This window comes from Simiaoa sunii (genome assembly GCF_014337175.1).
GTDB lineage: Bacteria > Bacillota > Clostridia > Lachnospirales > Lachnospiraceae > Acetatifactor > Acetatifactor intestinalis.
Genome location: NZ_CP060633.1, coordinates 281,733 through 296,366 on the forward strand (window position 1 = coordinate 281,733; position 14,634 = coordinate 296,366).

General features: G+C 47.2%; 13 protein-coding genes and 1 tRNA gene. 13 read left to right on the forward strand and 1 reads right to left on the reverse strand.

From position 1 onward, the window contains the following. Positions 1-65: 65 nt before the first annotated feature. On the reverse strand, positions 66-296 hold the full coding sequence (locus tag H9Q77_RS01370; protein WP_022152847.1) for an HPr family phosphocarrier protein: 231 nt from the start codon (positions 294-296) through the stop codon (positions 66-68). A gap of 102 nt (positions 297-398) precedes the next feature. On the opposite strand from H9Q77_RS01370, the gene H9Q77_RS01375 reads away from it, so the two are divergent. From H9Q77_RS01375 to H9Q77_RS01435, 13 genes are all read left to right on the forward strand, one after another. Beyond that, positions 399-1,862: a MiaB/RimO family radical SAM methylthiotransferase gene (locus H9Q77_RS01375; RefSeq protein ID WP_249326378.1), complete on the forward strand. Its 1,464-nt coding sequence runs from the start codon at positions 399-401 to the stop codon at positions 1,860-1,862. 120 nt (positions 1,863-1,982) lie between these two features. Next, positions 1,983-2,246, forward strand: coding sequence for an IreB family regulatory phosphoprotein (locus tag H9Q77_RS01380; protein ID WP_022152845.1), 264 nt, complete (start codon positions 1,983-1,985; stop codon positions 2,244-2,246). 23 nt (positions 2,247-2,269) lie between these two features. Next, positions 2,270-2,713 carry a Holliday junction resolvase RuvX gene (gene ruvX, locus H9Q77_RS01385; RefSeq protein ID WP_022152844.1) on the forward strand — a complete coding sequence of 148 codons (444 nt, stop codon included), beginning with the start codon at positions 2,270-2,272 and terminating at the stop codon, positions 2,711-2,713. A gap of 5 nt (positions 2,714-2,718) precedes the next feature. Next, the gene (locus H9Q77_RS01390; protein WP_118551822.1) at positions 2,719-2,973 is read left to right on the forward strand and encodes a DUF1292 domain-containing protein; all 255 of its coding nucleotides are present in this window, start codon (positions 2,719-2,721) and stop codon (positions 2,971-2,973) included. A gap of 346 nt (positions 2,974-3,319) precedes the next feature. Then, a complete protein-coding gene (locus tag H9Q77_RS01395; RefSeq protein ID WP_022152842.1) occupies positions 3,320-4,996 on the forward strand; it encodes a ribonuclease J in 1,677 nt (558 codons plus the stop codon). 33 nt (positions 4,997-5,029) lie between these two features. Continuing rightward, entirely contained in the window at positions 5,030-5,365 is a 336-nt protein-coding gene (locus H9Q77_RS01400) for a YlbF family regulator (protein ID WP_022152841.1), read from the forward strand. Positions 5,366-5,380: 15 nt separating this feature from the next. After that, on the forward strand, positions 5,381-5,833 hold the full coding sequence (locus H9Q77_RS01405; RefSeq protein WP_249326379.1) for an endolytic transglycosylase MltG: 453 nt from the start codon (positions 5,381-5,383) through the stop codon (positions 5,831-5,833). Between the two features lie 40 nt (positions 5,834-5,873). Then, positions 5,874-6,515, forward strand: coding sequence for an O-methyltransferase (locus H9Q77_RS01410; protein ID WP_249326380.1), 642 nt, complete (start codon positions 5,874-5,876; stop codon positions 6,513-6,515). A gap of 16 nt (positions 6,516-6,531) precedes the next feature. Then, positions 6,532-7,770, forward strand: a complete 1,239-nt coding sequence (locus H9Q77_RS01415; protein WP_249326381.1) for a peptidase U32 family protein — start codon at positions 6,532-6,534, stop codon at positions 7,768-7,770. A gap of 84 nt (positions 7,771-7,854) precedes the next feature. Then, on the forward strand, positions 7,855-9,966 hold the full coding sequence (locus H9Q77_RS01420; RefSeq protein WP_249326382.1) for a glutamine synthetase III family protein: 2,112 nt from the start codon (positions 7,855-7,857) through the stop codon (positions 9,964-9,966). A 226-nt stretch (positions 9,967-10,192) separates the two neighbouring features. After that, positions 10,193-12,304 (forward strand): glutamine synthetase III family protein, encoded by a 2,112-nt coding sequence (locus H9Q77_RS01425; RefSeq protein ID WP_249326383.1) that lies wholly within the window; start codon positions 10,193-10,195, stop codon positions 12,302-12,304. Positions 12,305-12,483: 179 nt separating this feature from the next. Beyond that, positions 12,484-12,555: transfer RNA gene (locus tag H9Q77_RS01430), tRNA-Gln, on the forward strand. Positions 12,556-12,825: 270 nt separating this feature from the next. After that, positions 12,826-14,604, forward strand: a complete 1,779-nt coding sequence (locus tag H9Q77_RS01435) for a methyl-accepting chemotaxis protein (protein ID WP_148448184.1) — start codon at positions 12,826-12,828, stop codon at positions 14,602-14,604. The last annotated feature ends 30 nt before the right edge of the window (positions 14,605-14,634 follow it).

The following is a 14,634-nucleotide window of genomic DNA, read 5'->3' on the forward strand; positions in this document are numbered from 1 at the left end:
AAGAGGATTGCGTCTCTCAAGGTGTTCTCTGTTTTACTATGTATTCGGACTTCCGAATCGGTAACTTATACCAGATAAGGCTTTAATACTTCCAGAACCTCATCAGCGCCATCCTCTGCATGGATGTTCAGGTCGATAGGCTTGGAAAGATCCAGACTGAAGATACCCATGATGGACTTTGCATCAATTACGTATCTGCCGGACACAAGATCGAAATCATAATCGAACTTAGTAATATCGTTTACGAAAGATTTTACCTTATCAATAGAATTTAAAGAAATCTGAACTGTCTTCATGTTGACTACCTCCTTAATGTGTGTCATACCTTCTGACTTCATATTAATGGCTGAACGACCAAAAGTCAAGACGAAAACAATACAAAAAAAGTGAGGAATCCTATGAAAAGTGTAGCATTACACAACCTTGGATGTAAGGTTAATTCCTATGAAATAGAAGTAATGCAACAAATGTTACAAGAAAAAGGTTATACTATTGTACCATTTGATGAAATCGCGGATATTTACATTGTAAATACCTGCACAGTTACCAATATTGCAGACCGGAAAAGCCGACAGATGCTTCATCGTGCGAAGCAGAAAAATCCGGCGGCACTGGTAGTGGCAGTGGGTTGCTATGTGCAGACCGGAAGGGAAGATGTGGAGCAGGATCCCTGCATTGATCTGGCGATCGGCAACAACCGCAAGAAGGATCTGGCATCCATTCTGGAGGAATATTTACGGGATCTGGAACAGGAAGATGCGGTGGCGGAGAATGCAGAAAATGCCGGACATGGTGTGGACAAGACTCTGCATGACACTACTGTCATAGATATTAACCATACCGCAGAATACGAAGAAATGACTCTGAAACAGACGGCGGAGCACACCCGTGCCTATATTAAAATTCAGGACGGATGCAATCAGTTCTGCTCTTACTGTGTCATCCCCTATGCCAGGGGCAGAGTCCGCAGCCGCAGGGCGGAAGATATCATCCGGGAGATCACCGGCATGGCGAAGAACGGTTACCGGGAGATCGTACTGACAGGTATCCATATCAGCTCCTACGGCATTGATTTCGACGAGGAAGCCTGGAAGCGGGGAGAAAGTGTCTCCGTATTAAAAGAAGACGAGGAGAGAAGAGACTATTCCGGCAGCAGCAAGCTGATCGATCTGCTGGAACGGATCCACGATATTGAAGGAATCGAGAGGATCCGCATCGGTTCCCTGGAACCCCGCATCGTCACAGAGGAGACCGCAGCAAGAATGGCGGAACTGCCGAAGCTGTGTCCCCATTTTCATCTGTCCTTACAGAGTGGCTGTGATGCCACACTGCGCCGTATGAACCGTAAGTACACTTCCGAAGAATATGCGGAAAGCGTAGCACTGCTCCGCAAGGTGTTTGATCATCCTGCCATTACTACGGATGTCATCGTTGGATTCCCCGGGGAGACCGAGGAAGAGTTTACGCAGACAAAGGAATTTTTAGACAGGATTCAATTCTTCGAGATGCATATTTTCAAGTATTCCAAGAGGGCAGGTACCAGAGCGGCCGTGATGTCTCACCAGGTGCCGGATCCCGTGAAAACCACAAGAAGCGGAGAACTTCTGGCTATGGAGAAAGAGCAGTCGAAGCGATTCCGGGCACATTATCTGGGCAGGGAAGCGGAGGTGCTGCTGGAGGAGATAAAGGAGCTGGACGGAGTGGAATATCTACTGGGACATACAAGAGATTATGTGAAGGTAGCGGTTCCTTTGACAGAGAACGGCGAAAAAGCGGTGACCAATACTGTAGTGCGCGGCACGGTGGAAGGATTTGTAAATGATGAGATTCTGTTGTTATCACCCCTTGAATTTTCAAAGTAAATGCGGTAATATAAGGCATAACGGAAAATTTGCGACTATTCAGAGCTGCACAGCAGCGGTTTCGCGAATGGGGCTCTGAAGAGTTACAGAAATTGCATTAAGGCAGAATAAGAGGATCGTATGCAGGACTTAGGAAATACACAATACTTCAAGGTAGAGACAGAACCTGAGACCGGCGTAAAGCTGGTGCTCTCTACCGTATATGAGGCACTGACAGAGAAGGGATATAACCCTGTGAATCAGATCGTTGGTTATATTATGAGTGGAGACCCCACTTATATTACCAGCCATAAGAATGCCCGCAGCCTGATCATGAAGGTGGAGCGGGATGAATTGGTAGAAGAACTGCTCACGGAGTATATCAGGACCAAACACTGGAAATAATCACAACTATCAGGAGGACCCACATGCGTATCATGGGTTTGGATTTCGGCTCACGTACCGTGGGCGTGGCGATCAGCGACAGTCTGCTCTTAACTGCGCAGGGAGTAGAGATCATTCGCCGCAAAGAAGAAAATAAATTACGACAGACGCTGGCCCGGATCGAGGAACTGATCGTCGAGAACGAAGTGGACGAGATTGTGCTGGGACTTCCCAAGAACATGAACGATACTGAGGGTGTCCGTGTGGAACTGACCAAAGAGTTCAAGGAGAAGCTGGAACGCAGGACTGGTCTGCCCGTGTACTTCTGGGATGAGAGACTGACTACCGTAGCTGCGGACAAGGCAATGATGGAAGCGGGGATCCGTCGCGAGAACCGCAAGGATTACGTGGATATGATCGCAGCAACCCTGATCCTGCAGGGATATCTGGATCGCAGGAACAATGAGAAGAAAAAGGAATCAGAATGAGTAAATTGGAAAAGATCACATTTCGCCCGGAGGGCGAAGAACCTGTAGAATTTTATGTACTGGAACAGACCAGGATCGGTGGACACAATTACATCCTGGTAACCGATGTAGAAGAGGGAGACGGAGATGCCCTGATCCTGAAGGATATGTCTCAGGATGGTGAAGAAGAGAGCATTTATGATGTAGTCTCCGATGATGAAGAACTGGAAGCGGTATCCGGAGTATTTGCGGATATGCTGGAGGACATTGATTTAATTTAATTTTAGATAAATACAGGCGGTCCTGCGAGAAGGACGGTCTTATATTTATATATGATTTGTATGATTGGCAGAGAGGGATATTGGAGGCTTTGCCGATTTCGACATATAATGGATTTTATGCCAAAAGTGACAGGGAATACACGAAGGGCATGAGAAAAAACCGTTATTTTGATGAAATCGTAAGATCTGGGATATCTGATTTTCACGGGAGTTTTCGAGAAGAGAGCCGTGAAAACGGGAGGTAAATCACAGGTCTTTCTTTGCAGAGCATAACAATCCATTCTAACGCCGGGATACATACACTAAGAACAGTTGTATAGACGTATAGAATTTGGAGGTAATTTCGTTGAAAAAGAAAAAAGAGAATAGTAACGCTTCAGGCCTGAAGATCATTCCTTTGGGCGGTCTGGAGCAGATTGGTATGAACATTACTGCCTTCCAGTATGAGGACAGTATTATTGTGGTGGACTGCGGACTGTCTTTCCCTGCGGATGATATGCTGGGAATCGATCTGGTCATTCCCGATGTAACATATCTGAAGGATAATATCGATAAGGTAAAGGGATTTGTCATCACTCATGGACATGAGGATCATATCGGAGCACTGCCCTATGTGCTGCGTGATATCAATGTGCCCATCTACGCAACCCGTCTGACCATGGGGATCATTGAGAACAAGCTGACAGAGCATAATCTCATGAAGAAGACCAAACGCAAAGTGGTGAAGTTCGGTCAGTCCATCAATCTGGGTGATTTCCGTGTGGAATTCATCAAGACGAATCACAGCATCGTAGATGCTGCAGCACTGGCAATTTATTCCCCTGCCGGTATCGTGGTACACACCGGAGACTTCAAGGTAGACTATACTCCGGTCTATGGAGATGCCATTGATTTACAGCGTTTTGCCGAGATCGGTAAAAAGGGTGTACTGGCACTGATGTGCGATTCCACCAATGCCGAGCGTCCCGGGTTTACCCCTTCCGAGAAGACCGTAGGTAAGACGTTTGATACCTTATTTGAAGAACATAAAAATACCAGAATTTTTGTGGCGACTTTCGCATCCAATGTGGATCGGGTACAACAGATCATCAACACAGCCTATAAATTTGGCCGTAAAGTAGCTGTGGAAGGTCGCAGTATGGTGAATATTCTGGATACCGCCATCAAGCTGGAGTGCATTAATATTCCCGAAAACACTCTGGTGGATCTGGATCAGATGAAAAATTATCCCGATGAACAGCAGGTGATCATCACCACCGGAAGCCAGGGCGAGAGTATGGCAGCCCTGTCCCGTATGGCCAACAACATGCACCGCAAGATCACCATCGGCGCGGGAGATACGGTTATTTTCTCCTCCAACCCGATCCCGGGAAATGAGAAGTCGGTTACCAAGATCATCAATGAATTGCTTCGCAAGGGCGCAGATGTTATTTTTCAGGATGCCCATGTATCCGGACACGCCTGTCAGGAAGAGATCAAGCTGATCTACACGCTGATCCATCCGAAGTATGCGGTGCCCGTGCATGGTGAATATAAACACCTGAAAGCACAGGCAAAGATCGCAGAGAGCCTTGGTATCAGCAAGGACAATATTTTCATCCTCTCTTCCGGAGATGTGCTGGAAGTCAGCGAGGAACAGGCGAAAGTTGCCGGAAGGGTACCCGTCGGTGCGATCCTGGTAGACGGACTGGGTGTCGGTGATGTAGGAAATGTGGTCCTCAGAGATAGACAGCACCTGGCAGAAGATGGTATTATGATCGTGGTTATGAGTCTGGATAGGGCCAGTGGTGAGCTGGTAGCCGGTCCGGATATCGTATCCAGAGGTTTTGTATATGTGAAGGAATCCGATGAACTGATCGAGGAAGCACGCCGCACTGTGGATGATGCACTGCAGGCATGCCTGGATAAGGGAATTACGGATTGGGGCAAGCTGAAGACCACCACCAAGGATGTTCTCAGTGATTATGTGTGGAAGAAGACCAAGAGACGTCCCATGATCCTTCCCATCATCATGGAAGTGTAGCAGGTTAATGATAGCCGGAAAGGTCATAAGCAGATGAAGATTACATCGGACGAAAATGTGAATCAGGCCGTAGAACAGATGGTACAGGCGATCCGCAATACGGATGCGTACATGGAGTATCGCAGACAACTGGGTCGTATAAAGGAGCAGCCGGAATTAAAAAAGCAGATCGATGACTTCCGGACAAGAAACTTTGAATTGCAGACCAGCAAAGATACCAATTTCGACAAGATCGATCAGTTCACCAGAGAGAATGAAGCATTTCGCGAGAATCCGCTGGTGTCTGATTTTCTTGCTGCGGAACTGGCTTTCTGCCGTATGATGCAGGAGATCGGACTCTATGTCACCGATCAGATGAAGTTCGAGTAAGAAAGGGCATAAGATATGAAGACAGCAAATTTGGCGGGTGCCGTATTGGGCACGATCTTAAAAGTAGTATTTGTGGTGGTTGTAGTATATCTGGTCTACACGGGAGCTTCCACCTGCTATGACTACGGTTATCGTATTTTCACAGAACCGGCGGTTTCTGCCGGAGAGGGACGTAAGATCACAGTAACCCTGACCTCGGACATGTCCGCAACGGAGATCGGCACAATGATGCAGGAAAAGGGCCTGACACGTGACGGCAGACTGTTCGCATTACAGTATCTGTTATCTGAGTATAAGAAGGACTGGCAACCCGGAACTTATGAACTGAGTACTGCTATGACCGCAGAGGAAATGATGGAAGTCATGGCTGGACAGACGGAAAGTACGGAAGAAGAATCCGTTGAGACCATAGATAACGGCAGCGCACTGACCGGCGAGACACAACCGCTGGAAACCGTTGCACAATAAAAACGGACAATAGAAACGGACAATAGAAACGGGGAGTATTATGATCATAGACGAGAGAATGTCCGCATTTATCGATTCTCTGGACAGCGGGAATCCCGCATGGCTGAATGAAATTGAAAAATATGCGCTGGACACGCAGGTTCCGATCATACGCAGATCTATGCAAAGCCTGTTAAAATTTTTACTGACATACACAAAGCCGAAGAGCATCCTGGAAGTCGGGACTGCTATCGGCTTTTCTGCGTTACTTATGAGTGAATATGCGCCGGCGGATTGCCATATCACAACCATAGAAAAATATGAAAAACGAATTCCCATAGCCAGAGAAAATTTTGATAAATATGGAAGAAAAGACAAAATCACTCTTTTGGAAGGCGATGCCACAGAGATACTGAAAGAATTGGATGGTACTTACGATGTGATCTTCATGGATGCGGCCAAGGGGCAATATATCAATTTCCTGCCGGATATTCTGAGACTTCTGTCTCCGGGCGGTCTGCTGATCTCGGATAATGTATTGCAGGACGGAGATATCATAGAATCCCGATTTGCGGTCACCAGGCGCAACCGTACGATCCATGCGAGAATGCGAGAATATTTATACGAATTAAAACATCATCCCGAACTGGAGACAGTGATTCTGCCCGTGGGGGATGGCGTGACGTTGAGTACAAAAAAATAGTAGGAGAAGAAGGAATATGAATTATAAAAAACCGGAACTTTTGATCCCGGCCAGCAGCCTGGAAGTATTAAGGACTGCGGTGATGTTCGGAGCAGATGCTGTATATATCGGAGGAGAAGCATTCGGACTGCGGGCCAAAGCGAAGAATTTCAGCAGTGAGGAAATGGCAGAGGGTGTGGCATTTGCTCATGCGCATGGCGTAAAAGTATATGTAACGGCCAATATTCTGGCACATAACTATGACCTTGACGGGGCCAGAAAATATTTTGCCGAGCTGCGGGATATGAAACCGGAACAGCCGGATGCGCTGATCATTTCAGATCCGGGAATGTTTATGATCGCGAAGGAAGTATGGCCTCAGGTGGAAGTGCACATTTCCACACAGGCTAACAATACAAATTATGAGACCTATCTGTTCTGGTGGAAACTGGGAGCGAAGAGAGTCGTTTCGGCCAGAGAACTGTCTCTGGTGGAGATCAAAGGAATCCGGGAAAAGATTCCGGCAGAAATGGAGATTGAAAGCTTTGTCCATGGTGCAATGTGTATCTCTTATTCCGGCAGATGCCTGCTGAGCAATTTTTTTACCGGGAGAGATGCCAACAGAGGCGCCTGTACCCATCCCTGCCGTTGGAAGTATGCTGTGGTGGAAGAGACCAGACCCGGAGAATATCTGCCGGTATATGAGAATGAGAGAGGAACTTATATTTTTAACTCCAAGGATCTGTGTATGATCGAGCATATTCCGGAACTGGTGGAAGCAGGTATTGACAGCCTGAAGATCGAAGGCCGTATGAAGACGGCATTGTATGTCGCAACTGTGACCAGAACTTATCGGAAAGCCATTGATGACTATTTTACCGATCCGAAATTGTATGAGAAAAATATGGACTGGTATCAGACCGAAATTTCAAAGTGTACCTACAGACAGTTTACCACCGGATTTTATTTCGGAAAACCAGATGAGAATACACAGATCTATGATAATAACACCTATGTGAATGAATATATCTATCTTGGAATCGTGGAGGCGGTAAAGGATAATCTGTGCCGGATCGAACAGCGGAATAAATTCTGCGTGGGAGATACGATCGAGATCATGAAGCCGGACGGCGCAAATGTACCTGTGACTGTGGAAGCAATGTATACAGAAGATGGGGAAAGTGTGGATAGTGCGCCCCATCCCAAGCAGGTGTTGTGGATAAAATTATCCGAGGCTGCGGAGAAGTATGATCTGTTACGTTGTAAAAGTGTTTAATAAATAGATATTGACCATCATAACGCACGTGTTGTAAACTATATTGGATAATAATTCTATAGTATACCGAAGGGAAGTAGGGACATGCGCGAGGAATTGAATGTAGAGGAGCTTTTTGCCAGCAAGGTATTTACCCTTGGCAAGATGAAGGAGAGACTCCCCAAGAGCACTTACAAAGAAGTAAAAAAGATTATGGATCAGGGAGGAGAACTTTCCCCGGCGACAGCAGATGTAGTGGCGACGGCCATGAAAGACTGGGCGATTGAGAATGGAGCGACACATTATACCCACTGGTTCCAGCCGCTGACCGGCATTACCGCGGAGAAACATGACGCTTTTGTAACACATCCCGATGAGGATGGCCGTATGATCATGGAATTTTCCGGTAAGGAACTGATCAAGGGCGAGCCTGATGCATCTTCTTTCCCGTCCGGGGGCTTGCGTGCGACTTTTGAGGCAAGAGGTTATACCACATGGGATATTACCTCTCCTGCATTTATCAAAGAGACAGCAACCGGTCCGACCCTTTGTATCCCCACTGCTTTCTGTTCTTATAAGGGCGAAGCTCTGGATAAAAAGACACCGTTACTTCGTTCTATGGAAGCTCTGAGCAAACAGGCAATCCGTATTGTGCGTCTGTTCGGTAATACAGAGGCAACCAAGGTACTGCCCTCCGTCGGCGCAGAGCAGGAATATTTCCTGGTGGATTCTGCCAAGGCATTGCAGCGTGAAGATATTATTTTCGCCGGACGGACTCTGTTCGGTGCTCCTGCACCCAAGGGCCAGGAGATGGATGACCATTACTTCGGTGTTATCCGTGAGCGCATCGGCGGCTTCATGCATGATGTGAATATCGAATTGTGGAAGCTTGGCGTTACTTCCAAGACACAGCACAACGAAGCAGCACCCGCACAGCATGAGGTGGCACCGATTTATGAGTCTGCCAATGTGGCAGTAGATCATAACCAGCTGGTAATGGAGACTCTGAAACGCGTGGCAGGCAAGCATGGCCTGCGCTGCATGCTGCACGAGAAGCCTTTTGCCGGTGTGAACGGCTCCGGTAAGCATAACAACTGGTCCATCACCACGGACAACGGCGTGAATCTGTTAGAACCGGGACAGACCCCAAATGAAAATATTCAATTTTTGTTAGTACTGGCATGTATCATGAAAGCAGTAGACGTCCATGCGGATCTGCTGCGTCAGAGTGCATCCAATGTAGGAAATGACCACAGACTGGGTGGATATGAAGCCCCTCCTGCTATCATTTCCATTTTCCTGGGTGAGCAGCTGGAAGATGTGGTGGCACAGCTGGTGGAGACCGGTAAGGCCGATAATCTGAAAGAGGGCGGCGTGCTCCGTACCGGCGTATCCACGCTTCCTGATTTTGTCAAGGATGCGACGGACAGAAACCGTACGTCACCTTTTGCGTTTACCGGTAATAAATTCGAGTTCCGTATGGTGGGAAGCGAGGATTCCATCGGAAGCCCCAACACCACTCTGAATGCTATTGTGGCAGAGGCCTTCTGTGAAGCGGCAGACCGCCTGGAAGGTGCGGAAGATTTCGATATGGCAGTACATGACCTGATCAAGGAATATATGACCGAGCATCAGCGCATTATCTTCAACGGCAACGGTTATGCCAAGGAATGGGAAGAAGAAGCAGCCAGAAGAGGACTGCCCAACATTCCTTCCATGGTGGCAGCAGTGGATACTCTGACCACACCCAAGGCAATCCATCTGTTTGAGAAGTTCGGTATTTTCACCGAAGCAGAGCTGCGTTCCCGTGCGGAGGTACTGTATGAGACCTATGCGAAGACCATCAATATCGAGGCACTGACCATGGTGGATATGGCAAATAAGCAGATCATCCCCGCAGTCATGAAGTACAGCAAGTCTCTGGCGGATGCTGTCATTGCCATTACGGAAGCAGGGGGAGATACCTATGTGCCTGTCCGTATGTTGCAGCAGATCACGCAAAAGCTGACTGAGATGGAGAAGGCTTCGGAGGCACTGCTCAATGTCGAAAAGAAGGCATCCGCAATGGAGAGAGGCAAGGAGCAGGCATTCTGCTATCACGATGAAGTCATGGTGGCTATGACTGCGCTGAGAAAGCCTGCAGACGAACTGGAAAAACTGGTAGATAAAAAATACTGGCCGTTCCCGACGTATGCGGATCTGCTTTTTGAGGTATAGAACGTTTCAAAGGTCGTTTCGGATGCAATCATAAAATTTTTTCAAAAAGGGTATTGCAATCGAAAAAAAACTGTTGTATAGTAATGAACCATAGAGGAGCGATCCTCACAAGTAAATATTTTTCAATGCGAACGAAGGCGTTTACACTAGTAGTGTAGCGCCTTTCTTTTTGTGCAAGTAAGTCGCAGGAAGCATGAAAAATTGCAAAATTAAGGAGGAAACGAAGATGAGTGAAGTATTAAATGTGGAAGAAATCTTTGGCAGTAAGGTATTCACTCTGGGGAAAATGAGGGAAAGATTACCCAAGAGCGTATACAAAGAAGTAAAGAAGATCATTGATCATGGCGGAGAGCTGTCACTGGCTACCGCAGATGTTGTAGCTAAAGCAATGAAGGACTGGGCCGTTGAGAATGGTGCAACCCATTATACACATTGGTTTCAGCCGCTGACAGGCATTACCGCAGAGAAGCATGACGCATTCGTAACTCATCCCGATGAATCCGGTAAGATGATCATGGAGTTCTCCGGTAAGGAACTGATCAAGGGCGAGCCCGATGCATCTTCCTTCCCCTCCGGAGGCTTACGAGCAACCTTTGAGGCAAGAGGCTATACTGCCTGGGATATCACATCTCCAGCATTCCTGAAAGAGGATGCTACCGGCGTGATCCTTTGCATTCCCACTGCATTCTGCTCTTACAAGGGTGAGGCACTGGATAAAAAGACACCGTTACTGCGTTCCATGGAAGCTGTCAGCACCCAGGCACTTCGTATCGTAAGACTGTTCGGCAACACGGAAGCTACGAAGGTAGTAGCAAGCGTTGGACCTGAGCAGGAATATTTCCTGGTAGACAGAGATAAATACCTGAAGCGTGAAGATCTGATCTTCGCCGGACGTACCCTGTTCGGTGCACCCGCACCCAAGGGACAGGAGCTGGAAGATCATTACTTCGGTACTATCCGTGAGAGAATCGGTTCTTTCATGAAAGACCTGAACATTGAACTGTGGAAACTGGGTGTAACTGCGAAGACACAGCACAACGAAGTAGCTCCCGCACAGCATGAACTGGCTCCCATTTATGAGACCGCCAATATTGCAGTAGATCACAACCAGCTGGTTATGGAGACCATGAAAAAGGTAGCCGGTCGTCACGGCATGACCTGCCTGCTTCATGAGAAACCTTTCGCCGGCGTGAATGGTTCCGGTAAGCATAACAACTGGTCACTGGGAACCGATAATGGTGTAAATCTTCTGGATCCCGGCGATACTCCGAACGAGAACATCCAGTTCCTGCTGGTACTGGCTTGTATCCTGAAAGCTGTAGATACGCATGCAGACCTGCTTCGTCAGAGTGCATCCGATGTCGGCAACGATCACAGACTGGGAGCGAACGAGGCACCTCCCGCAATCATCTCCGTATTCCTGGGCGAGCAGCTGGAGGATGTGGTAAAGCAGCTGGTGGAGACCGGTGATGCAACTCATTCTATCCAGGGCGGTAAGCTTTTAACCGGTGTATCCACACTGCCTGATCTGGATAAGGATGCAACAGACCGTAACAGAACTTCACCGTTTGCTTTCACCGGTAATAAGTTCGAGTTCCGTATGGTAGGTAGTGCAGATTCCATCGCCAGCCCCAACACTACTCTGAATGCTATCGTAGCAGAGGCTTTCTGTGAGGCAGCAGATCTTCTGGAGAAGGCAGACGACTTCGATATTGCGGTACATGACCTGATCAAGAAGTACCTGACAGAGCATCAGAGAATTATCTTCAATGGCAATGGCTATTCCGAGGAATGGGTAGAAGAGGCAGCCAGAAGAGGACTTCCCAACATCAAGTCCATGGTAGAAGCTTCTGAGACTCTGACCACCGAAAAGTCTATCAAGCTGTTCGAGAAGTTCGGTATCTTCACCAAGGCTGAGCTGGAATCCCGCGAGGAGGTTCTGTATGAGACCTACTCCAAGACCATCAACATCGAAGCTCTGACCATGGTAGATATGGCGAAGAAGCAGTACATTCCCGCAGTTATGGAGTACACCAAGACTCTGGCGGATACCGTACTGGCTGTTAAGAGTGCAGGCGCTGATGCTACTGTGCAGACCACAGCTCTGAAGAGTATTTCCGAGAAACTGGCAGAGGCACAGGCAGCAGAGACTTCATTGGAAGATAAACTGGCAGAGGCAGCAGGTATCGAAGATCCCAAGAAGCTTGCCTTCTTCTATAAAGATGTGGTACATACCGCAATGGATGACCTGAGAGCTCCTGTGGATGCACTGGAGATGATGGTTGATAAGAAAGTATGGCCGGTACCTACCTACGGCGACCTGATCTTTGAAGTATAATCATTGCTTATATCGTTTCTCTCATTTTTTAAATATGACGAGGCCGCAATCACAAAAAAGGTGGATGCGGCCTTGTTTTTGGCTGAATTGTTCCAATTTTGTATACTTTTTTAAAATTTTTTAAATTAGGTATTGCAAAATGAGAAAAGATAGTGTATACTTCATCAAGTAAACGACATAGGGCTATCGCCAAACGGTAAGGCAACGGACTCTGACTCCGTCATTTCAAGGTTCGAATCCTTGTAGCCCTGCGAAGCAGGGGTTGACCTGCGAATGAGAACCTCAGTAGAGAAATCTGCTGAGGTTTTTGGTGCCTGGAAATATTTATGATAAGGGTTGATAACGATTTTATTTTCTGAAAATAGATATATCATAAAGTTATAAATGAAAATTAGTGATTATGCACAAAAAAAGATATATAATATTGAATAAAATTGTAAAATATGGTAAAATAAAAACAAAATTTAAAATGAAAAAGCCAACAGAAGCAGGCGAAACAAAAGGGGAGAGGAGAAACACTTATGAACAACATAAAAGTACAGACTAAAATGATCATGGTAATACTGGCAACGATGGCTGCACTGGTGTTGTGCACCATATTTTCAGCACAAAGCATGATGGAGCTGCAGTCCAGGGCATTGGAGACTATGGAGACCGATGAAAGAGATTCTTACGATGAGCAGATCAAGCAGCAGGTAGATAACGTAATTTCGCTCTGCCAGACCATTTACGACCAGTATCAGGAGGGCGTGTATACGGAAGCGGAGGCAAAGAAACTTGCAGCAGATGAGATCCGTCAGCTTCGCTATGGAGATTCCGGATATTTCTGGATAGATCAGTATGACGGAACCAATGTCGTATTGCTGGGAAGTGCAACAGAGGGTACCAACCGTATGGAGACCGAGGATGCCAACGGATATCAGATGGTCAAGGAGATCATCCGAGTGGGACAGGAGCCGGACGGAGGCTATGTAGATTATGTATTCCCAAAGGAAGGAGAGACCGAATCTTCTCCTAAACGTTCCTACAGCAAAGCGTTTGAACCGTTCCAGTGGGTTATCGGCACAGGTAATTACACCGATTATATTGATGACAGGATTGCCGCAGTAAGTGACGAATTTTCCGGTTATGTGACAGGAAGACTGGCGATGTTCATTGCATCGACCCTGATAGAAGGAGCAGTTGTGATCGTCCTTCTTGTCTTCATTATTATCAGTATTGTAAAACCTCTCAAAAAATGTGTGGCATCTATCGGTGTGATGGAACAGGGAGATTTTACAAAATCTATGGGAGATAAGCTTTTGAAACGCCGTGATGATTTCGGACAGCTGGCAGTCTCTCTGGAGTCTATGAGGACAGAAATGGGCGGCCTGATCGGTGAGGTCAAGGAACAGGCGAACGAAATCAACGATATGGTGCAGAATATTGATAACAGTATTCAGGCACTGGATGAGCAGATCGAGGATGTGTCCGCTACTACGGAGGAACTGGCAGCCGGAATGGAAGAGACAGCGGCATCTTCCGAAGAGATCAATGCTATGTCTCATGAGATCGAGAGTGCAGCAAAAAATATTGCAACACGTTCCCAGGATGGTGCTACTGAGGCGGATGCGATCCGTGAGCGTGCGGTAGGTATCAAAAAAGACATTACGCAGAATGATCAGCGGACCAAAGCCATTCATGCAGAGATCAATGAAGGACTGACCAGAGCACTGGAAGAAATCAAGGTAGTTAACCAGATCGGAGTTCTGGCAGAATCTATTATGCAGATCACGGGACAGACGAATCTACTGGCATTGAATGCTTCCATTGAGGCAGCACGTGCAGGAGAAGCCGGAAAAGGATTTGCTGTGGTGGCGGAGGAGATCCGTGTACTGGCAGAACAGTCCAAGGCAGCCGTTGCACATATCCAGGATGTAACCAAGAATGTGATGAATGCTGTAAACAATCTGGCAGAAGGAACACAGAAGCTGCTGGGATTTGTCGGAACAGATGTGGTGGACAGCTTTGCAACATTTTCCGGTATGGCTGATTCTTACAGTAATGATGCCGGTCAGATCGATGGATTGGTAACGGATTTCTCTGCATCCTCCGAAGAACTGTTGGCATCTATCAGCGGTGTTATGGAGGCAATCAACGAAGTCAGCAAGGCAGCTACCGAAGGGGCTTCGGGAACTACGGATATTGCGGATAAGACGGGGGTGGTCGCAGAAAAAGCCAACGATATCAAGGAAAAAGCAGAGGCTGCAAGAATCGCTGCGGACAAGCTCCGGCAGAATGTGGAACACTTTATTGTATAGAGATTTCTACAGGCAAAGCGAGATACAAAA

Excerpts from the sequence above, each read along its gene's own strand:
- H9Q77_RS01370 (WP_022152847.1), bottom strand. The coding sequence starts at position 296 with ATGAAGACAGTTCAGATTTCTTTAAATTCTATTGATAAGGTAAAATCT.
- H9Q77_RS01375 (WP_249326378.1), top strand. The coding sequence starts at position 399 with ATGAAAAGTGTAGCATTACACAACCTTGGATGTAAGGTTAATTCCTAT.
- H9Q77_RS01380 (WP_022152845.1), top strand. The coding sequence starts at position 1,983 with ATGCAGGACTTAGGAAATACACAATACTTCAAGGTAGAGACAGAACCT.
- ruvX (WP_022152844.1), top strand. The coding sequence starts at position 2,270 with ATGCGTATCATGGGTTTGGATTTCGGCTCACGTACCGTGGGCGTGGCG.
- H9Q77_RS01400 (WP_022152841.1), top strand. The coding sequence starts at position 5,030 with ATGAAGATTACATCGGACGAAAATGTGAATCAGGCCGTAGAACAGATG.
- H9Q77_RS01405 (WP_249326379.1), top strand. The coding sequence starts at position 5,381 with ATGAAGACAGCAAATTTGGCGGGTGCCGTATTGGGCACGATCTTAAAA.
- H9Q77_RS01410 (WP_249326380.1), top strand. The coding sequence starts at position 5,874 with ATGATCATAGACGAGAGAATGTCCGCATTTATCGATTCTCTGGACAGC.
- H9Q77_RS01415 (WP_249326381.1), top strand. The coding sequence starts at position 6,532 with ATGAATTATAAAAAACCGGAACTTTTGATCCCGGCCAGCAGCCTGGAA.
- H9Q77_RS01420 (WP_249326382.1), top strand. The coding sequence starts at position 7,855 with ATGCGCGAGGAATTGAATGTAGAGGAGCTTTTTGCCAGCAAGGTATTT.
- H9Q77_RS01425 (WP_249326383.1), top strand. The coding sequence starts at position 10,193 with ATGAGTGAAGTATTAAATGTGGAAGAAATCTTTGGCAGTAAGGTATTC.
- H9Q77_RS01435 (WP_148448184.1), top strand. The coding sequence starts at position 12,826 with ATGAACAACATAAAAGTACAGACTAAAATGATCATGGTAATACTGGCA.